The sequence below is a fragment of the Streptococcus sp. CCH8-C6 genome (genome assembly GCF_001557225.1).
GTDB lineage: Bacteria > Bacillota > Bacilli > Lactobacillales > Streptococcaceae > Streptococcus > Streptococcus sanguinis_C.
Map to the genome: position 1 here is coordinate 58,427 of NZ_LSJN01000044.1, position 20,510 is coordinate 78,936.

At 41.5% G+C, this 20,510-nt stretch carries 19 protein-coding genes; 4 read left to right on the forward strand and 15 right to left on the reverse strand.

What is annotated here, in order from left to right:
- Nucleotides 1-15 precede the first annotated feature (15 nt).
- From AX677_RS05025 to AX677_RS05065, 9 genes are all read right to left on the reverse strand, one after another.
- Nucleotides 16-996: a DUF1002 domain-containing protein gene (locus AX677_RS05025; RefSeq protein ID WP_049547718.1), complete on the reverse strand. Its 981-nt coding sequence runs from the start codon at nt 994-996 to the stop codon at nt 16-18.
- Nucleotides 997-1,271: 275 nt separating this feature from the next.
- Nucleotides 1,272-2,126, reverse strand: coding sequence for an alpha/beta hydrolase (locus AX677_RS05030; protein WP_060976375.1), 855 nt, complete (start codon nt 2,124-2,126; stop codon nt 1,272-1,274).
- 115 nt (nt 2,127-2,241) lie between these two features.
- The gene (locus tag AX677_RS05035) at nt 2,242-2,844 is read right to left on the reverse strand and encodes a lysozyme family protein (protein ID WP_060976376.1); all 603 of its coding nucleotides are present in this window, start codon (nt 2,842-2,844) and stop codon (nt 2,242-2,244) included.
- Nucleotides 2,844-3,818: a nucleoid-associated protein gene (locus AX677_RS05040; protein ID WP_002895516.1), complete on the reverse strand. Its 975-nt coding sequence runs from the start codon at nt 3,816-3,818 to the stop codon at nt 2,844-2,846. Before AX677_RS05040 ends, AX677_RS05035 begins: the two co-directional genes overlap by 1 nt.
- A 1-nt stretch (nt 3,819) precedes the next feature.
- Nucleotides 3,820-5,082, reverse strand: a complete 1,263-nt coding sequence (gene glyA / locus AX677_RS05045; RefSeq protein WP_060976377.1) for a serine hydroxymethyltransferase — start codon at nt 5,080-5,082, stop codon at nt 3,820-3,822.
- Between the two features lie 46 nt (nt 5,083-5,128).
- Nucleotides 5,129-5,719 (reverse strand): L-threonylcarbamoyladenylate synthase, encoded by a 591-nt coding sequence (locus tag AX677_RS05050; RefSeq protein WP_011836953.1) that lies wholly within the window; start codon nt 5,717-5,719, stop codon nt 5,129-5,131.
- Nucleotides 5,712-6,542, reverse strand: a complete 831-nt coding sequence (prmC, locus tag AX677_RS05055) for a peptide chain release factor N(5)-glutamine methyltransferase (RefSeq protein ID WP_060976378.1) — start codon at nt 6,540-6,542, stop codon at nt 5,712-5,714. The genes AX677_RS05050 and prmC overlap by 8 nt, the downstream gene beginning before the upstream one ends.
- A complete protein-coding gene (gene prfA, locus AX677_RS05060; RefSeq protein WP_060976379.1) occupies nt 6,542-7,621 on the reverse strand; it encodes a peptide chain release factor 1 in 1,080 nt (359 codons plus the stop codon). Before prfA ends, prmC begins: the two co-directional genes overlap by 1 nt.
- Before the next feature lie 36 nt (nt 7,622-7,657).
- The gene (locus AX677_RS05065) at nt 7,658-8,230 is read right to left on the reverse strand and encodes a thymidine kinase (protein WP_002902887.1); all 573 of its coding nucleotides are present in this window, start codon (nt 8,228-8,230) and stop codon (nt 7,658-7,660) included.
- Between the two features lie 105 nt (nt 8,231-8,335).
- Between AX677_RS05065 and AX677_RS05070 the strand changes: the two genes are divergently transcribed.
- Nucleotides 8,336-8,536, forward strand: a complete 201-nt coding sequence (locus tag AX677_RS05070; RefSeq protein WP_223310287.1) for a 4-oxalocrotonate tautomerase — start codon at nt 8,336-8,338, stop codon at nt 8,534-8,536.
- 47 nt (nt 8,537-8,583) lie between these two features.
- On the opposite strand, the gene AX677_RS05075 is transcribed toward AX677_RS05070, so the two are convergent.
- Genes AX677_RS05075 through AX677_RS05090 form a run of 4 tightly spaced genes read right to left on the reverse strand, consistent with a single transcriptional unit; the run spans nt 8,584 to nt 11,927 of the window.
- Nucleotides 8,584-9,990 carry a glycoside hydrolase family 1 protein gene (locus AX677_RS05075; protein ID WP_060976380.1) on the reverse strand — a complete coding sequence of 469 codons (1,407 nt, stop codon included), beginning with the start codon at nt 9,988-9,990 and terminating at the stop codon, nt 8,584-8,586.
- Nucleotides 9,987-11,294 carry a PTS sugar transporter subunit IIC gene (locus AX677_RS05080; protein WP_060976381.1) on the reverse strand — a complete coding sequence of 436 codons (1,308 nt, stop codon included), beginning with the start codon at nt 11,292-11,294 and terminating at the stop codon, nt 9,987-9,989. The genes AX677_RS05075 and AX677_RS05080 overlap by 4 nt, the downstream gene beginning before the upstream one ends.
- 13 nt (nt 11,295-11,307) lie before the next feature.
- Nucleotides 11,308-11,598 carry a PTS sugar transporter subunit IIB gene (locus AX677_RS05085; protein WP_002909758.1) on the reverse strand — a complete coding sequence of 97 codons (291 nt, stop codon included), beginning with the start codon at nt 11,596-11,598 and terminating at the stop codon, nt 11,308-11,310.
- A complete protein-coding gene (locus tag AX677_RS05090; RefSeq protein WP_002895529.1) occupies nt 11,595-11,927 on the reverse strand; it encodes a PTS lactose/cellobiose transporter subunit IIA in 333 nt (110 codons plus the stop codon). The genes AX677_RS05085 and AX677_RS05090 overlap by 4 nt, the downstream gene beginning before the upstream one ends.
- Before the next feature lie 371 nt (nt 11,928-12,298).
- On the opposite strand from AX677_RS05090, the gene AX677_RS05095 reads away from it, so the two are divergent.
- From AX677_RS05095 to AX677_RS05105, 3 genes are all read left to right on the forward strand, one after another.
- Nucleotides 12,299-12,736, forward strand: a complete 438-nt coding sequence (locus AX677_RS05095) for a DUF3284 domain-containing protein (protein ID WP_060976382.1) — start codon at nt 12,299-12,301, stop codon at nt 12,734-12,736.
- 83 nt (nt 12,737-12,819) lie between these two features.
- Entirely contained in the window at nt 12,820-14,781 is a 1,962-nt protein-coding gene (locus tag AX677_RS05100; RefSeq protein ID WP_060976383.1) for a family 20 glycosylhydrolase, read from the forward strand.
- A gap of 115 nt (nt 14,782-14,896) precedes the next feature.
- Nucleotides 14,897-16,282: an MATE family efflux transporter gene (locus tag AX677_RS05105; protein ID WP_060976384.1), complete on the forward strand. Its 1,386-nt coding sequence runs from the start codon at nt 14,897-14,899 to the stop codon at nt 16,280-16,282.
- A 113-nt stretch (nt 16,283-16,395) separates the two neighbouring features.
- Here AX677_RS05105 and AX677_RS05110 read toward each other — a convergent pair whose 3' ends face one another.
- Both AX677_RS05110 and AX677_RS05115 read right to left on the reverse strand, forming a co-directional pair.
- Nucleotides 16,396-18,996 carry a PRD domain-containing protein gene (locus AX677_RS05110; RefSeq protein ID WP_060976385.1) on the reverse strand — a complete coding sequence of 867 codons (2,601 nt, stop codon included), beginning with the start codon at nt 18,994-18,996 and terminating at the stop codon, nt 16,396-16,398.
- Nucleotides 18,997-19,237: 241 nt separating this feature from the next.
- Nucleotides 19,238-20,497, reverse strand: a complete 1,260-nt coding sequence (locus tag AX677_RS05115; protein ID WP_060976386.1) for a dihydrolipoamide acetyltransferase family protein — start codon at nt 20,495-20,497, stop codon at nt 19,238-19,240.
- Nucleotides 20,498-20,510 lie beyond the last annotated feature (13 nt).

Consider the following 20,510-nt stretch of genomic DNA (forward strand, 5'->3'; position numbering starts at 1 on the left):
TACATAGTCTTGGAATTAACCGCCAAACAATCCTTTAAAGAAGTTGACAATGGCATTCCAGATATTAGAAAAGAAATTACCGCCTTCTTGAAGGAGTCCGTTTGCATCAAAGTTGAGGTTAATATTGTTAAAGGTATCCCCTGCCTTTGAAACAATGCTGTCTTTCAAGTCACTAAGTGTCTTTGTAAAGTCAGAATCTGTAATGACTCCGCTGTTTGAAAGATTAACAGCGAAATTCACGATGAGGTTGATTTGGTCACTGGTCACCGACTGAGTCAGACCGTAGTTTTTCAAGGTTTCTTCAACAATCTTACGGACATCATCTGCTGTCAGATTACTGTTGTTCTTCTTAGCGTTGGCGACAGCCGCTTTGATATCAGCCAGAGCCACGTTGAGCTTGTCTGCGTCATAGCCTTCCTTACCTGTATTTTCAGCATTGATACCAGAAAGGGCAGCCAGTTCTTCCTGCGCTAAGTTTTTATTTTCCTGAGGAATGGTCGCACCGTTATCCTCTAGAGAGTAGTAAATCCCTGCCAAGGCGCTCTCACCTGTTACCGGAATCGGTGCTGCAACGGTAATCTGCGCATGCTGAACACCTAGAGTAACAGCCGCATTGCGATACATATCTTCAGTAACCTTGGTGATGTTTTGCGGAGTGACAATTTTGACCTCTAATGGCTTATTGCCGCCTAACTTCTGGATTTTCACAGAAGAATAAAGCTGCAGGCTAGGGTCGTTGGCAACATCCATGATTTTAGAGTAGACTTCCGGTGTCATGGTCTTAAGTGGCTTGCTGTCGCTGGATGAATTGTAGCCCAACATCTGCAAGGTCTGCTGTTTTTGGCTCTCATCTAAGGAGTAACCCAGGACATACTCAGGCTGCACGTAAGTCTCATCAATGACTTTCTGAACATTTGAATCGGCAGCTGCGGTTGATACAGTAAACAGAGTAGCCAGCAAGGCTCCTGCTGTCATTAAAGTTTTTTTGAATTTCATATTTTTTCCTCTTTTCCTCCCGCTATAGTTTCCCAAATTCTATAGCTTTTTTATAGAGCAAACTTCTTTCTGAGTGCCTCGAATTTCTGTTCCTTGAGCTGGTGATTTCTGCTCCTTTTGATATTCAGAGTGCTCCAGTTAAGTTGCTGCAATGATGGAGTTATTATTATCTCATCCGTTGAGGGCTTGAGATAATAGATACATTTTACAACATTTCTCAAAGAAGTTCAAAGAAAAAACAGTAACTGGATTTGCTTGCCAGTAACTGCTCTTTTCTACTTTTTCCAAAGGAAGTCAATCAGTAATTCGTCTACTTCTGGATTCTCATGCAATTGGCTGTGCTGAGCCAACTGACCTGTGATTTTCTTTTCCTGGTAAGATTTGGCATTCTCAACCAGGAGATATTTAAGGCTGCGAGAAGAAATATTGAGTACAGAACCGTCGGATTCATTTTTGAAATCGCCGTAGATATTAAGGACATCTACCTGCTCTTGTGGATATACTTCTCGTAATCCCAGTAGTTTTTGATAAGTCTGGCTCATAGCACTAGGCTGGCCAGTTTGGTCGTCTAGGATTCTCAAATCTTCAGGCAAGTCCCTTCCTTGCAGACCATTAACATGGTTGGCAATATTGACCTGCTTTTGCAGCTCGGGCAGCTTTTCATCCTGACCGTTCTCCAGCATATAAAAGAGGATGGACATATTCCCCATCGAATGGCCTACCAGATTCATCTTATCAAAGTCATAAGTTTCTTGTAGCTTGCGAATCACAGCTGCTGCATACCTACCATCTTGAGCGTAGTCGGCATTGCGGTTATCTTCATAGTTTACCTTGATAATGGGATTGATAGCACCTTTCGGTATCTCTCCTAATAAGCTTACTTGACCGTTTTTACTGACATTTGCTGTGATAATTGTCTGAGTGACTCCAGTCTTTTTGGCTGCCTCTGTCATATGATTTTCAGCATTAGAGCTGGATCCAAAACCGTGGAAAAACAAGGTCGGCGTTGTTGACTGCACAAATTGTTTTGTATTGAGGCTAGTGGCTTCTTTATGGTTGTAAAAAGCTGTTAGACCGGCAATTGTCACCAAGACCAGAATCAGGAGCTTAAAAGCAAGTTTCTTATTCATTTTTCATTCCTTTTAATGATAGATGTACAAAATTATATCATGTATCCATCGTGGTTACAAATATCCGGATTATTACTTTACCATCAAAAAAAGAAAGAAGCTTAACTACTTCTTTCTAAAACCATTTTAAGAGGCGCATGATGTACATGTTCATCTTGACCTGACGGGAATAATAATAATTACCGCCGTTTATATAGAGCTCTGGACCATGGAAAATAGAGATCAGATTATAGTAGCCGTAGGTCTTGCCAGTTACATTTCCTAAGCTTGGCGCTACTACATCTTTTGAATATTTCTTAGCCAGCTCCAGCGTATTTTCACCACCGTTTTTAGCGACATAGTCGATATAAGCTTGACCGAAATTATAGGCTTGTACTGCTGTCCAAACATCCACCTTTTTCTCGCTGGCCAACTCTAGGTTATCAGATAAGGTCTGGACGCCCTGGCGAATACTTTCTTTGTTGTCCGTGATCGTATTGGTCTGACCAGTCGCGCTTTCACTGGACTGCATGACATCAGTGTCTTTTCCCTTTGTCTCTGTATAAATCATGGCCAGAACCAATTCTTCATTGGCCGCTGTGTCCTGCTCGTCCAGCACTTCTCTGACTAAGCTCTGATACTTCATGACTTGTTTGACATCATGATGAACCTGATAAATTTTATAGCCGGCAAATAGCACGAAAAGGACTAAAATCAGTCTTCTTAGAAATTTAAACATTATTTATTTTGGATATCCTCGATGTTCTTAATCAAAATAGAATAGGTTCCGTTGTCGTTCTGGATAAATTCTACAGACTCTGCGTCCTGATAGACATTATTAGGAACGATGAGCTCAATTCCATTTGAAAGGGAGAGTTTCTGATTTTCGAACTTTTTCTTCTGGCGGCTACTATCAATCTCATCAAATTTGACTGGCTCAGGAATAGCTTCCTTGACTTGGTCAATAAAGGTAAGTCGGGCAGTTAGATTGCTGTCAAAAAGATCATCGGCCAGTTTCTCAGGCGACAATTCGTCGTTTTCTTCCAGATTTTTGAAAATACTGGATTTAACCTTAGACTGAAACTGGAAATCGTCTTTGTTAAAACTTTCGGCAACTTTTTGAGCAGTCTTCTCAAGCGCTTTGATTGATTTCTTGGCTGAGATTGTCGGATTGACCTGCAAGAGATTGTCCGACATATAATTGAGAAAGGCACCGTTATACTTGATGCGTTTTTCAATCAGATGGTACTTGCGAGACTTGAGATTGATGACCAAAGCCTCGTCTGCACCTGTACCAAATCCAGGTAAATTGTTCTGCGTCAGCTTGATAGGATTGTCCACCTCACCACCCAAGTGGGTCAGAGTTTCCCGCAGAGCAATCCGCAGAAAAGCGAAGTGTTCCACACCTTCTTTGTCAAACTGGACAAAAATCAAATCATTGGTTTTCTGGTTTTCACTGACAGAAAACTCCTCCTGCCAGAGCTTGGCCACTGTCACTGATGTTTCTAGTAGGTCGTCTGAAAGATGGGCTAAAAAGACGTTTTCGGGATCGAAAACACCTGTTTTAGCATCGTCAGAATAGACCCGCTCAATCTTCTTGCGCAGGTATTCTTCAATCTTAGGAGTAATGTTGAGAAACTTATCCGCCAGCAGCAGTTCGGTATCAGCTGGGCTGAATTGATGAATAATCGCTTTTTTTACGTAAATATCCATCTTAGTTCAAGCCCTCATAGAGTGGAAAAGCGTCTGTCAATTCACGAACTTCCGCCCGCACCTGATTCAGCACCGCTTCGTTTTCAGCATTTTCCAGAGCCTTGATAATAAGCTCGGCCACCTTGATACTTTCTGTTACACCAAAGCCTCGAGCTGCAATAGCTGCTGTACCGATACGAATGCCGCTAGTCTTAAATGGTGACAAAGTCTCGTAAGGGATGGAGTTTTTATTAAGGGTAATATTGACTTCATCCAAGAGATTTTGAGCGACTTTTCCATTTTCTACAACCTTAGTGACATCCACTAAGAAAAGGTGATTTTCAGTACCATCAGAAATCACACGGAACTTGTCATGTTGACGGAAGACTTGGGCCATGGCTTGGGCATTATCCAAAATCTGCTGAGCATAGACTTTGAAAGCTGGATCAAGTACTTCTTTAAAGGCAACTGCTTTGGCTGTAATAACATGCTCCAATGGTCCGCCCTGAATTCCTGGGAAGATAGCTGAGTTGATTTTCTTAGCTAGGTCTTCATCATTTGTCAAAATCAATCCACCGCGAGGTCCGCGCAAGGTCTTGTGGGTCGTCGTGGTTGTGATATCCGCATAAGGCACAGGGCTTGGATGAAGGCCTGCAGCGACTAAGCCAGCGATGTGAGCCATATCAACCATGAGCTTAGCCCCTACCGCATCAGCAATTTCACGGAATTTTGAGAAGTCAATAATATGAGAGTAAGCTGAAGCTCCCGCCACAATCAGCTTAGGCTGAACCTCTTTGGCTTGCTGGAGGATGGCATCAAAGTCCAGTAATTCTGTTTCGGGATCTACGCTATAAGATACAAAATTGTAGGTTTGACCGGAGAAGCTAACTGATGCACCATGAGTCAAGTGGCCGCCCGCAGACAAATCCATGCCCATAACTGTATCGCCTGGCTCAATCAAAGCCATATAAGCAGCGCAATTTGCTTGGCTGCCTGAGTGAGGCTGAACATTAGCAAACTTGGCGCCAAAGATTTCCTTGGCACGCTCAATTGCCAGACTCTCAATCACATCCACTACATCTGTCCCACCATAGTAACGGCGGCCTGGGTAGCCCTCAGCGTACTTATTGGTCAAAATAGAACCTTGAGCAGCCATGACAGCTTTAGAAACGACATTTTCTGAAGCGATCAGCTCAATATTATGCTGCTGACGTTCTTCTTCTTTAGCAACTGCTTCCCAAATCTCTGGGTCAAATGCTTTGTAGTCTTCTTGGTCAAAAATCATAAGGTGTCTCCCTTCTTTTGCGAAAATAGGACCTTAGGTCCTAAAGTTAAAAATTTATATCATTTACTTGGGCGAGAATATACTCGCGCGTGATTGCCCCTTGGCGTAAAATGAGTGCCTTTTCTCCAGACAAGTCCAGAATAGTTGAATCCTGACCTGTCAAAGATGCATCATCTTCTACACCTGAGATCTCTTCTTGAAAATCCATCATAATCTGCTGGAAAGAAGTTCCACTAGCTTTTCCAGAAAGATTGGCGGATGGACCAATCAAGGGACCGTACTTGCGAATCAAGTCAAGCGTAACCGGATGCTTAGGAATCCGAAAGCCCACAGTTTCCATACCTGAGTTGATCCAAGTCGGCACTCGGTCATTGGCTTGGAGGATAATAGTCAGCGGCCCAGGCAGAAAGGCTTGATAGAGTTGCTTCAGATAACTGGGCTGGTTCTTAGAAAAAGCATAAATCTCTTCTATGCTAGCCACATTGAGATTAAGAGCCTTGTCACGAGGTCTTCGTTTTAATTCGTAGACTCGCTCAACTGCCTCTTCATTTAAAGCCTGAGCAAAGAGGCCATAAACAGTTTCTGTCGGCAGGACAACCGCTCCACCTGCTACCAGAGTCTTTTCTATCTTATCCATTGTCCATCGCCACCATTCTATCTTTGCCAAATTGATCTTTCAGGACTCGGATTCGTTTTTGAGGGAAGTTTTTTTCCAGCAACTCCCTGATGCCATCTCCTTGCTTGTAACCAATTTCCAGATAGATTTTTCCTTTTTTTGTCAGATAGTCTCCTGCTTGCTCGGCTATTTTCCGATAGACGGCATAGCCATCTTCCTCAGCAAAGAGGGCAATGTGAGGCTCTGAGGTCAAAACATTGAGTCCAACTTCGTCTTTATCTGCTTCTGAAATATAGGGCGGGTTGGAGACGATAATGTCAAATTTTCCTTGAATCGAATCCAAGCAATCGGATTGGACAAAAGCAAGGTTAAGTTCGCAGGACTGAGCGTTTTCTGCTGCCAAGGCAAGAGCATCATCCGAGAGATCAGAAGCAGTAATCTGCCAGTTTGGACGGCTGTTTGCCAGTGCCAGAGCAATGGCTCCGCTACCCGTTCCGATATCCAAGACAGACAGAGAACTTTCGGGATTTTCTGACAAAATCAGCTCCACTAGCTCCTCCGTCTCAGGCCTTGGAATCAGAACCCGCTCATCCACCTTGAGAGTCAGGCCGTGAAAGTCACTGCTGCCAATGATATACTGGGCTGGCTTGTGAACAAGCAGCTGCTCTTGAATAGCTTTTAGCTGGTCACGGTCTTTTTGACTTACTTCTGCCCTAAGTTTGAGAACAAAGTCGGTAAAGGAGAGCTTATTGAGAGCTCGATAAACGAAAGACAGGCTTTCTGCTTCTTCTCCCGCTGCTACTAACTCCTGCTCTAGCTCCGCCAAATATTGAGCCAATGTCATTATTTATTCAGCTCTTCTAGTTTTTGCGTTTGGTCATAGAGAACCAGAGCGTCAACAACTTCATCCAGTTTGCCAGCTAAAATCGTGTCCAGCTTTTGCAATGTCAAGCCAATACGGTGGTCTGTCACCCGGTTTTGCGGAAAATTATAGGTGCGAATCCGCTCTGAGCGATCACCTGTACCAATTGTGGACTTGCGCTCTGCATCCTGCTCATCTTGAGCGATTTGAGCAAAGTGGTCTGCTACACGAGCTCGGATGATTTTCATAGCCTTATCTCTATTCTTCTGCTGGGTCCGCTCTTCCTGCATTTCGACCTTGATATTGGTAGGCAAGTGAACGATTCGAACAGCAGTCGCAACCTTATTGACATTCTGTCCGCCAGCACCTGAAGCATGGTAGATATCCACCCGCAAATCTTTAGGATCAATGTCGTATTCTACTTCTTCGATTTCAGGCATCACCAAGACAGTTGCTGTTGAAGTATGAACACGACCTTGGCTTTCGGTTACTGGAACTCGCTGTACGCGGTGAGCGCCAGATTCATACTTAAGCTTTGAGTAGACCGACTGACCTGAGACCATAGCGACCACTTCCTTGATCCCGCCTACACCATTATAAGATGCCTCCATGACTTCAAAGCGCCAACCTTGGCTTTCAGCATATTTTTGATACATCTGCAAGAGATCACCGGCAAACAACTGCGCTTCGTCTCCTCCCGCAGCACCGCGGATTTCAAGGATAATGTTCTTATCATCGTTTGGATCCTTAGGTAAAAGAAGGATTTTTAGTTTTTCCTCGTATTCTTCTTTTTCAGCCTTAGCATCCTTGAGCTCCTGCTTGGCCATTTCTTCTAAGTCAGCATCACCAGAGGCGTCTTTTATCATTTCTTCAGCGTCTGTGATGTTTTGCAGGACTTTTTTATACTCCCGGTATGCCGTCACTGTATCTCGGGTGCTGGCTTCTTCCTTAGAAAGGTCCATAAAACGCTTGGTATCGCTGACTACATCAGGGTCACTTAGGAGTTCACCAAGCTCTTCGTAGCGATCTTCAACCGCTTGTAACTGTTCAAAGATGTTCATAGATTTTTCATCATCTCCTTTTTTTCTATCGTTGGATTACTTAATATCTGGGTTAAAATAGTGCTTGCGGCAGACTGAGATATAGGTCTCGTGGCCGCCAATTTTGATCTGCTCTCCGTCATAAACCGGCTTTCCGTTATCAGTCCGTAAAACCATGGTGGCCTTACGAGAGCAATATTGGCAAATAGTTTTAATTTCCTCAATCTTGTCAGCCAAGAGCAAGAGGTGCTTGGAACCTTCGAAGAGTTCATTGCGAAAATCGTTCTTCAGACCAAAAGCCATAACTGGAACATCCAGCTCATCCACCACTCTAGCCAAATCATAGACATGATGGCGTTTTAAGAACTGAGCCTCATCAATCAAAACACAATAAGGCTTTTCAGGCAGCTGCTGGATATAACCAAAGATATCTGTCTGTTCTTCAATAGCTATGGCATTTCGTTTCATGCCGATACGACTAGAGACGACACCAAAACCGTCGCGGGTATCAACAGCCGAGGTCATGATAACTACGCTCTTGCCTTGTTCTTCATAATTGTGGGCTACTTTTAAAATCTCAATGGTCTTGCCCGAATTCATCGTGCCATATTTGTAGTATAACTGAGCCATAATTTAAATCTTTGCTAATTCACTATCTCCATTTTTACTTCACATTATTTTACCATAATTCACTACTCTTTAAAACCTCATTTGTGATAAAATAATAATAACGAAATAAAGGAGGCAGAAAATATGCCATTTGTTAGAATTGATTTATTTGAAGGACGCACTCTAGAGCAGAAAAAAGCTCTTGCCAAGGAAGTAACTGAAGCCGTTGTCAGAAATACTGGCGCACCTCAGTCTGCTGTTCATGTCATTATTAACGACATGCCAGAAGGAACCTACTTCCCACAAGGTCAAATGCGGGAAAAATAAAAAAGACAGGCCAGCGGTTTATGGAGATATAAACTGCTGGCTTTTTTCTATGAATGACTCCTACTGTTATCTCTTTTATTCTCAAATTCTTTAATTAATTTTTGATACCAATAAAAACTATCTTTTCGAATCCGCTCTAGACTACCACCTTCTTCCTCATCACGGTCTACATAAACAAATCCATAACGCTTGCCATAGCCATTAAGCCATGAAAGTAAATCTGTGAAAGACCATGTACAATAGCCGATGACTTGGCAACCATCTTCGATGGCATTTTGTACAGCTGTAATATGATTATCAAGATATTCAATCCGATATGGGTCATGTATCTTTCTATCTTCCGTTAAGGTATCATACTCTCCTAGTCCATTTTCAGTTATCATAATAGGAATGTCATATCTACTGGTAATCCGCCGTAAAGCAATTCGCAAACCAATTGGATCTATTTCCCACTCCCAGCTAGTACGCTCTAAGTGTTCGTTTGGCACATGCTTAAACTGGTCTGGCTCTCCAGCTTCAGCATTCGGTACATTAGCAGAAAAAGTATGGGATTGGTAATAGTTAACGCCTACGAAATCTGGACGGCCTGCTTTTAAAATATCTAAATCTCCTTCTCGGATATCTAATTCTATACCGAATTGATTTCTCAAATATGCTAGAGCTGTCCTTGGATAACGTCCCAATAAATAAGCATCCATCCAATACCAAACATTGACATCCAAAGATTTCTCCATGGCTAGAACATTCTCTGGCTGATTATCCAGAGCATAGAGGACAGGAAAAGCAAAGCTTGGACCGATTTGACCTTTTATTTTCAAATCATGGAATCGTTTGATAATCGTTGCATTAGCCAAGTTGACAATGTGATTTACCTGATGCATTAACTGAATATTTTTGATTCCTGGTGGAAAATGACCATCCCGATAGCCTAGTCCAACAAAGACATTTTGCTCGTTAAGTCCAATCCAATATTTCACTCTATCTCCAAAGTTTTCAAAGAGAACCTCTGCATAATACAGGAAATCGTCAATTATTTTTCTGGATTCCCAACCGCCGTACTCATCTTGCAGTACTTGAGGTAAATCCCAGTGATAGATTGTAATAATGGGTTCAATATTGTATTTGAGAAGTTCATCAATCAAATTTGAATAAAATTCAATCCCTTTTTGATTGACCTCTCCTCGTCCCTCAGGCAAAATACGGGTCCAAGCAATAGAAAAACGATAAGCTTTCAGACCCATTTCTGCCATCAGTTTAACATCTTCTTTATAGTGATGATAATGGTCCACAGCCACGTCGCCAGTCGTGTTTTTAAAAGTCCTATTAGGCTGGCGAACAAAGACGTCCCAGATAGACAGACTCTTACCATCTTCATCCCAAGCTCCTTCAACTTGATAGGCAGCTGAAGCCGATCCCCAGAGAAAGTCTCTAGAAAATTTTGTCACATCAATCAAGCTGCTGCACCTCCTTTGGCTTCTATTGCTTCCGCTTCAGCTTCTTGCTTAACCAATTGCTCTTCGTATTTCTTGAAGAATGGATAGTAGATTAACATAGCTGGCAAAATCAAGATATAGTCCCAAACGAAGTTTTGCCAACGAAGGGTTGTCAGATAGTTACTAAAGCCCATTGGCAACTGAGCGCTGACAACAATCCAAGCTGGAATGATAAAGCCTGTTTTGTAAGCAAAATAAGTCAAAATCATCATAATTGGAACATTGAGTACATAAGGGATACAAAGAATTGGGTTGAACATAATTGGCATACCAAATGTTACTGGCTCGTTGATGCCAAACCATCCAGGAATGAGGGAAATCTTAGATACGGCACTGATTTGTTTGGATTTTGAGCGCAAGCCCATCAGGACTAGTGCCCAGGTATTCCCTGTACCACCAACTAAAGCCATGGAAGTGTAGAGTAAGACTGGGAAGAATTGCATTGGCTGACCGTTCGCATGAAGAGCAGCATTGGTCGTTGCCGCTTGAATCCCAAGTGGAGAAATGATTGGAATAATGATGAGGGTACCATGAATACCGAAGCACCAAAGAACTAGCGCTAACATACAAAGCATCACAATCCCTGGTACAGATGATACAGCACCAAGCGGTGCACGCAAGAGAGCCATAAAACCAGACGGAACATTATAAGCTCCTGCTGTCAAAGCACCAATACCAACATTCAGTAAGAGAAAGAGAGTAATGGAGAAAAATACTGGCAAAATAGATCCAAAACTATCTTGAAGAAATTGCGGTACTACATCTGGCATCTTAATTTTAATATCTTTTTCATAGCAGAATTTTTCAATCTGTACGACTACAAAGACAATGAAGAAGCTGATGAACATACCTTGTGACCCAAGATAGTCTAATTGTAGTCCGGAGAATTTTTCAGTATCAACAAAAGCTCCTGCTACCAGCATGAAAGTAACTGCTGTATCAACCGCGGCCATAATAGGAGATTTCAATTTCAAATTCTTAGCATAATGATAAGCAAAGAAGATAGCAACCCAGATAGAGATAAAATCCATTGAATAGCGGAAAGGCAAGGTCAATGTATTATACACTGCATCCCCTGTTTTGAACCAACCTAGAGCTGTTTCGTTTCCAATTGCAGCTAAGACTTGAAATAAGGAACCCACGGTAATCAATCCCAAGAGAGATCCTAATCCAGCTTGTAAAGACTGTATAAACACATTGTTGGCCAGTTTATAACCAATTTCCTGAAGTTTGGTCATAAATTTACTGTTAAAGAATTTTTCCATTAGAAAAACCTCCTTAAGATATTGCTTTAATTAATTGAAAGATATTCTTACAATCTCCCATTGCATAATCCATGGCTGGAATGGTAGCAACAGGTTTTGATACTGTCTCTTTGACCGAATCAAGTTTATAAGAGACCTGAGGGCCTAATAAAATCACATCATAATCCTGAGCATAATCTTGATAGTCCATCAATCCGACCGCTTTGATATCGAGGTCAATACCTTGGTCATTTGCATATTGCTCCATTTTTTTCATCAGGATGCTCGTGGACATACCAGCTGCACATATTAATAAGATTTTCATTGTCTTTCTCCTTCTCGATTGGAATACAGCTCAATCATCTCAGTGATAAGGTCAATGGCCAAAAGACTGGTCATAAAATGGTCTTGCGCATGAACAAGCAGTATACTCAACTGATGACCGTTTCCTTGTGCTTCTTCCTGCAATAAATCTGTTTGGGAATGATGGGCCTTTAAAATAACACTATTTGCCTCATCCATTAATTCCTTAGCTGCATCGAATTCTGCTAGTTTTGCTTTTTTAAGTGCTTCAAAAGCTAAGGATCGGGCTGCACCAGAATTAGCAATTAAGGACATGGCAATAATCTCCGCTGAACTATTCCATTCTTCCATACAAGCTCCTCCTTTCCAGTTGACTTCTTACCCACAGTTTACTATAGCTCTATTCCACTGTCAAAAGCGTTTATATTTTCTTAATATACAGTTTTCTAGCTTAGTGTATCCATTTTCAAATGCCATTCATACTCAATTTGTTATAAAAAAATTACAGCAATCGTTTCTTGCGTGCTTTACTGCTGGCACTCGCTATTTTTAAATAGTTCCCTTAATATATTTTAGAACCTATCGTAAAATTAGTGTATAAAAAATAATCGTTTTTTATGATAATGTATAACACAAAGCTAAAGAGTATAAAAAAGCGCTAAAAACCGTCTCATTTCCCTGAAGGGGTTACTTTCCACAAGGGCTTATTATATACTTAATTTATGAAGATTATTAGAGAACTTCAAGTCACTTCAGATGAATTTTATGACTTCTTGGAAAGCGAGTTTCTGAATCAAATCAATCAAACTGACAATCAAACAAAAAAGATAGATAGGTTAAAGAAAGGACTTCGTTACTCAAAATTGTCAGACAATGTCTATACCAAGACTGATTATGAGATTCTGGACTATCGTCGCCATGAAACCTACGTCATTCAAATCTCGTCCCACAGTGAAAAAACGATTACTTCCTACAAGACCAAGCCTTGCTCAAAAGGGCTTGAGGTTACGCTAGAACAAGAACAAAATAAATTGACAAAAAATTCAAAAAGCAAGCTCATCAAGTGGATGGGAGAGCTTCTCTACTTTGGTCGCCTTTCGGAAAATCTTTATAAGATTCAAGGGGAAATTGAGAAGGCTAGAAAAGTGAAAACTCAGTAAAAAGCAAATCCGATCCATACCTTCTTTTCTGCGCCCAGATTTTTTATGACTCGCAGATATCCAGATAGTTCAAGGAGTAGATTATGAAACAAGGCATCACACCTCAATATTGGAAACAAGAAAACAGCGGTCGCTATTTCACTAAAGAAACTCAAATATTCAGCCCTCTGCCCATTTTAACCGACACTTTACTGGCTCATCCAAAAGCAAGAAATGATGGCCAGCTAGCTTTCCCTGCTATTCATTTCATAGAAGGGATTTCCCGAGAAGTCGGACAAGAGGTCATGCAGTCCTTTTCACTTCCCTATCCATCCGACCCTGAAGCGCACATCGTAAAGATTGCTCAAGACGGCATTTTCGTTTATGCCTTGTCCCAACGCGGCTTATTTTATGGGGCAATTTCGATTATCCAAATGTTGCAGGATGGCTACTTGCCTTATGGCTTAGCCTACGATGAACCCGTCTGTTCCGAGCGTGGCCTCAAGGTATTTTTACCGTCTCATAAGAATATGGATTTCTTCAAGCAATTTGTGGATATGCTTGCTTTCTTCAAGTACAATACCCTCATGATTGAAATCGGTGGTGCTATGGAATATAAAAAACACCCTGAAATTAATCAGGAGTGGATTAAATATTGTGCTGATATGGCTGAATACTCTGGCAAGACCAAAGAAATCCAAGACTATACCTTCCCTTGGTACAAGAATGCCATTCACATGGAAAATGGTGACGGGGAGTTTCTAAGTCAAAATGATGTGAAAGATCTGCTCCTCTACTGTAAGGAACGATTTTTTGAAGTGATTCCTGAGGTTCCCTCTCTTGGCCACTGTGACTACCTGATGCTTGGCCACCCTGAAATCGCAGAAATCCCTGAAGATCCTTATCCGGACACTTACTGTCCATCAAATCCTGCCTCTTATGAACTCCTCTTTGATGTTCTGGATGAAATCATTGAGGTCTTTGAACCTGAAGTCATCAATATCGGGCATGATGAATACTATTCAATTGCCATGTGTGAGCGCTGCAAAGGGAAGTCTGGAGCAGACATCTTCGCAGAAGACATTAACAAGATTTATGACTATCTCAAGCAGAAAAATGTCCGAACCATGATTTGGGGAGACAAGTTACTGAAAAATGCTATCGTTCCTGATGCAGGGCCTTTTGGTGGAGCAGAAATCGTCATGTATACCCCCCAGTTCAAAAAAGATACAGGCAAAAAAGTTGGCATCATGCCGGCAACCTGGCAGTCCATTCACCAGATTCCCAAAGATGTCGAAATTCTTCACTGGCTCTGGAGTTTGGATGAAAAACTGGAAGATGAAGTCTTGGAAGAAGGCTTTAACATCCGTTATGGTAATTTTGAAGGCTATCTCTTTCCACATTGGGCTGAGCACTTGAAGAAGGGCAGCAAGGGAGCTATCATATCCAACTGGAGCACCTTAAATGAGGTAATCCTGCAGAGAAATGTCATTTTCTTCGGCTTGGCCTATGCATACGAGATGTTTTGGAATCATGACTATCGTGATGAAGACTATGCGACTATCCGTGATAAAACCTTATCTTATCTCTTCCATTACCACTATCCCGACCTGCAAAACCACACGCGCAGTCTTGAAGCACTGGCGCATCCCAGCTGGATTGAAATTGGCTATGCTACTGACTATTTTGTGGAATACCAATGGTTTGTGGACGGTGTCTTCCCCGAAATGGAAACCTATCAAATCGGCAATATCCTACTAACCTATACTGATCAAACCGAGTTTACTGTTCCCATTATCTTTGGAGAAAACATTGGCAAAACAAGTGTTGACTGGGATCGGTCTACCAATACCAACCCTTTACCTGGTGAACCTATCTATAAAGTAGATGAGCAATTATTTGAAGTCTCGCTTAGCACCAAACCTTATCAAAAAGACGGCCAGACTTTCTTTGCCTTTCCAATCCAAAATCCTTATCCTGAAAAGGAATTGAAGAATGTAGAAGTTCAAATAGAAGCTGACAAAGGTTGTCAAATTTTTGTTGATCAAATTGCCTATTATCACTAAACTTGAGGCTTATTTCAAGCTATCAGGTAGAAAGAGCGAAGTTTATGAGGAATCAGAAGCATCCAATTCAAAAAAAGCAGAAACTTTCTAGACATCAGTTTACTGGACATACTGATTGCTTATCCTATTTGAAACGAAAGGAGGTGGGAGAGTGAGTGAAAAGAAAACATTTCTGAAACAATTCTTACGTCTCAGTCTACCGTTTTCTCTTCAATTTCTACTGGCCAGCGCTGTCAATCTAGCTGATGTTGTCATGATTGGACAGCTAGGGGAAAAACAAATCGCAGCTGCTGGTGCTGCCAACCAGATTTTCTTTCTCTTGACTATTGTACAGTTTGGTATCGGTAGCGGAGCTTCTGTCTTCATGGCCCAATACTGGGGAGCCCAGCGAATTGCTGATATGAGAAAAACCTTGGGATTGGTCTATATGCTGAGCGGACTCATCTCCGCTTCCTTTACCTTAGTCGCTTTACTTTTTCCCAAGCAACTGATTGGTTTTTATATTCATGATACCGAAGCTATTGAGTTGGGCGCCCAGTACTTATCTATCGTCTCCTGGACCTACCTGATGACAGCTATTACAACTTCTCTGGCTACTATGTGTCGCTGTAGTAACGAAGTTTTCTTACCAACTCTTGCAAGTCTCCTATCCATGGCGACCAATATCATTGGCAATGCCGTCCTTATTTTTGGACTGATTGGGTTTCCTAAACTTGGACTAGTTGGTGCTGCTATTGCCACCTTTATAGCTCGATTGCTGGAGCTTTGCTGGTTAGTCTTTGGTGTCTATCGAACAAGGATGGCTGGAGCCGCTAGCATAGCTGAACTCTTTGCCTTTCACAAAGACTTCGTTTATCAATTTTTGAAAAAAACCTTGCCAGTCGTCTTCAATGAAGGCGCCTGGTCTCTTGGAACATCAATTGGCTTGGCTATTATCGGACTATTAGGTACTGAAGTGGTGGCCTCCACCCAGATTGCTAGCGCTATTGCCCAAATTGGTTTTGTCTTTGTACGCGGTGCGGGAAATGCCGTAGCTGTTATGCTAGGCAATACCATCGGAGAGAATCAAGTAGAAAAAGCCTTACAAGATGCCAAGCGCTTCTTACTTCTATTACCTCTCATCGGGCTCATCGTCAGCATCCTACTCATCTGGGCCATGCCCTTAGCCCTGAAACTCTACAATTTAAGTAATCAGACAGAGCAGCTAACCATCTTGATGATTCAATTAAATGCCCTGTTGTTTATCCCAAAAGCTTTTAGTGTTGTTTTAATCGTCGGGATTTTACGTAGCGGAGGCGATACCAACTATGCCTGCCTGCTAGATATTTTACCTGTTTGGCTCTTCAGCATTCCACTTGGCTATGTCCTAGTTAGCCTGCAGGCTCCCATTTGGCTAATCTTTCTTGTGATAAATGGCGAAGATATTCTCAAACCAATCTGGGGTATCCCTCGTGTCTTCTCAGGGAAATGGCTTCATAATCTTGTGCAAGAGCACATGTAAAAAAAGCATCTAAATCACAACATTACCACAGAAATCGGAAGTGCAAATCCCGACTAAAAAGGGTAATGAGAGTTAGGTGCTTTTTTATTGGTTTGCTACTCTAACATACAATTTTATAATTTGCGCAGCATCTGAATTAAAACACTAATTTCTGCGTCATCTATAAGAATCTTAAAGCTTCGCTCTACTGTTCGGATGATTTTCCTAACATGCTTATAGTCATCAGGGAATTTTTCGATAACACCAGCAATTTCTTTACTCCCCTTCTTCAGGCATTCTCCTGAAAGGGTTCGCTCCACCAGACATGCAATATGGACAAACAAGCCTATTGTTTGCTCCTCTGTCAGCTGATAATAAAAATCAAATTCATCTAAAATAGCAGGAAGAATCTTTTTAATCTTAGCTAAGGAAGTATAGACAAATTGCTCTTCTAAAAATTGGTAAACTTTCTCATAATCGTAGCTATTGACAGAGGTCGGTAAAAACATCAATAACTTATCTAGGTGCTCCTTGGGCTGCTCAAAAACATCTTTAATGGAAATGAAAGGGATACCCATAATTTGGGGGTCGAAAGTTCCAACAAAAGCATGAACTTGATAGGTCTTCCTTAAGGCCATCACTTCCTCAATCAACATCTCCTTATTAGCAACTGACAAAGCAATGACACGGTAACCCAGCTTTGAATACTGATCAAGATAGTGCTTGAGCTGAAGAGAACCGCCTTCGCTGGTATAACAGAGTGTAATGATGATTTTTTCTTGGTCCCGATTTTTATAAAGCTGATTCATTTCCATATGAAAAGCGTGAAAGACACTGTCAATATCATTTTCTATCAAACAGCGCCGTGCAATCCCCATGCCAATCATAGTAATGGGAATTTCAAATTCTCTGATTTTAATCAGAGTTTCTTCTCGAATTTTATCCAGCATTTCTTTAATTGATCCCATATCATAGAGAACGATGACACCTAAACCTTGGTCTAGTCCCTCAATTCTCTCTTTTAATTTGCGATAGCTTTCCTCTAGAGATTCTTCTAATAGAATATCAAAGCCATACACTTGGCTATTTTTGGTTAGCATCTTGGTTGACTCAGCCAAGGACTTGGCAACCCCTTTACCGTGCAGGACGTAGAGCAAGATAGGTCGTAGACTATCTTGTTTCTTTTCGGATTCAATAATAAACATAGTTAGGATGACGATTTCATCTATTGGAACAGCTAGTTGAAATCTTCTTTCTAGTTGCCTGGCAAATTTAGAACATTGTGCATACTCTATTGGATAATCCCGAATCACTTTCACAATAGCATCATTATCCAACTGCCGATTCAACGAGCCTTTCTGCTTAATCATCGCATTGACATGAAGACTGATGCCGTAATATGCCGTCGAATTAAGCTCTAGATTGAGTTCTTTTTGAACAGATAGAACAAAGGCTTGTACCAACTGAATCACTTCAGCAGAAACAATCGTCTCAAGCTGATTAAGATTTTCTAACTCATCTTCTTTCTCGACAAAAGGTTTGTATTCAATATAGCTTTGAATATAGTTTCTCACTGCCTCAAAAACATCATCCTGCTCAATGCCTCTTTCTGATAACTGAGTATATTCTGATTTAATTTTGTTATATAAATCATCTGACTCTTGCTCTGGAAAATCCAGCAATCCCAACTCCTTATCATAAATTAGCACCTTACGTTTGCCAATCAATTCATCGATTTTAACTACATTATGACTTCCTAAATGCCGAATCCCTTGATAAGGAATGGGCAAATCGTCATTACTAAGTGTTAAATCTTTTAGATCTGACCTCAAACTTCTTACAAAAGCATTGGCGCAAGCTGTTCGAACTGCATATTCTAATTCTTTTATATTGCTAATATTCGCCGATAGGATGAAGGAATGAATAACATCACGCGGCACTTGAATATCATGCGCAGAATTCTTTGATTCGATAGCTAAAAAGTAATTTAGAAACTCTAGCTTTTCACTAATCGGTCGATTCGGATAAGAAGGCAGCTGGATTACAACAGGAAGTTTATTGGATAAATGTTCAGATAGCTTAGCGCTACTTCCGATAATTACCAAACCTTTCTTCTGACGTCTCTTTTGTTCTCCTTCTCTGTGATTCAGCCAGGAAATCAATCTATTTTGATCCGCCGAAGATAGAACTTGTATGTTATCTATAAATAAAATTCCTTCTGCCACTTTCTCAAATACAGACTTCGTTGCCTCTGATCCAAATAACAACTTCACCAAATCATCGAGAACATCAATATAGTCTAAGCAGTTGATTTTTTCAAACAACTGAGGTTTACTAATCGCTTGATTTTGAATGGCAAACTCCATCATTTTATTAACGAAGTGAGTTCTACCAGCACCAATCTCGGATAAAATGAGTACTGGAAGGGCATAATTTGGGTATAAAATAGCTGCCTGCGCTAACTGGATGGCTGTTCGCAAGCTGCCATTTTCACCTATAATGCTTGGAAAATCCAAAGGATTTTCTACAAATACCTCTTTTAACTTGTATTGAACTGGCCGTGTATTTCCTTTAACGAGTATCCCTTCTTTTACCAATTGATTCAAAATAGTGCTCACATTTGAGCGTTGCATTCCTAAAGCAGCAGCAATTACTTTCGTTTCAAGTCCTTGCTTATTATTCTTTAGTAATTCTTGCTCTAGATATTCTAAGACTAGTGTTTTGGCAACCTTCATATTCTACCTCACTGATATTTTTTCCCGTTATCGTCATTCAATTTATCTTATACAGCAGCTTTATTCACCCACTTAGAGCCTTAGAACTTACTCCCTATCATCCTGTCATTTCCTTATCTAAACATTATAAATTGAAGCAAGAGAATGATAGAATACATAAAAGCCAACTGTTAATGAGTGATATAAACAGCTGGCCTTTTTCTTTATCATTCAGGAATGAAATTCACCATTCATTCTTTTATCAGAAAACCAAGTCGTAAGGAGACTCCAATTTGTCCGCTAGACTGGCTAGAAACTCCGCTGCGGGCTGACCGTCTACGACTTGATGGTCAAAAGTCAAGCTGAGCGGCAGGAATTTCTGCTCGTAGACTTGTCCTTGACTGTCAAGAGCCAGCGCCGTTTGCAAGGCACCAACTCCTAAAATGGCTACTTCTGGTGTATTTAGGATAGGAGTGAAATACTCAATCCCTGCTCCCCCGAGATTAGTAATACTGAAGGTTGAACCTGAGTAAAGAGCTGGATCCAAAGTTCCTTTACGAGCTTGATTGGCTTCCGTTTTGATAGCTAAGCCCAAGTCGGCCAGCGTTAGCTTATCCACGTGACGAATGACCGGAACCACCAAACCATCACTAAGTGCCGTCGCGATACCAATATGAATATCTTCTACTTCCTGATATTGACCATTGAAATACCAAGCATTGAGCTGAGGGTGATCTTTCAACGCCTTGGCAACTGCCTTTGTCAGCAAAGTCGTGATGCTGATTTCTCCGTTTTCTAGTGGAGAAGCCACCTTATCCTTCATATCCTGTCTAAAGGCCATCAGCTGACTGATATCCACCTTACGGTGCAAGGTCACTTGAGCCGATGTCTGGAGACTGGTCATCATCCGCTCCGCAATAGTCTTGCGCATGCCTGTCAATCCTGCGCCATAGTCAGCCTGACTAGCCGGCTGAAGGATCGCAGAGCTATTTTCAGGTGTTTGGTTTGGAAGCGCCTCTGGTTTATAGTTTTCCACATCCCGTCGGGTAATACGGCCATTGCCTCCCGTTCCTGAAATCATGGAAATATCATATCCTTTTTCCTTAGCAATCTTGCGGGCCAGCGGAGTGATAAAAATACGTCCCTGTTCACTTTTTCCAACAGTGTTGGAACTTGCTGCCACAGTTTTTTCAGCTAGCTGTGGCTCTGAATCAACTGCTCCCTTATCACTTTCTGATTTATTCGCAGAGACTTCTTCCGTCTCCATACCTGGAATAGATTCTCCTGCTTCACCAATCCATGCAATTACTTTCTTGCACGGGACAGTATCGCCCGCCTGACTGATAATTTTTAAAATCACTCCTGCGCTTGGCGCCTCTACATCGCTGGTCAATTTTTCAGAACTGATTTCCAAGACAGGCTGACCAGCAGCTACGGTGTCGCCTTCCTTGACCAGCCAGTTATTTATCAGACCTTCGGTCATTGTTAAGCCTAGCTTAGGCATTACAATTTCTGTAGCCATACTTGCCTCCCTT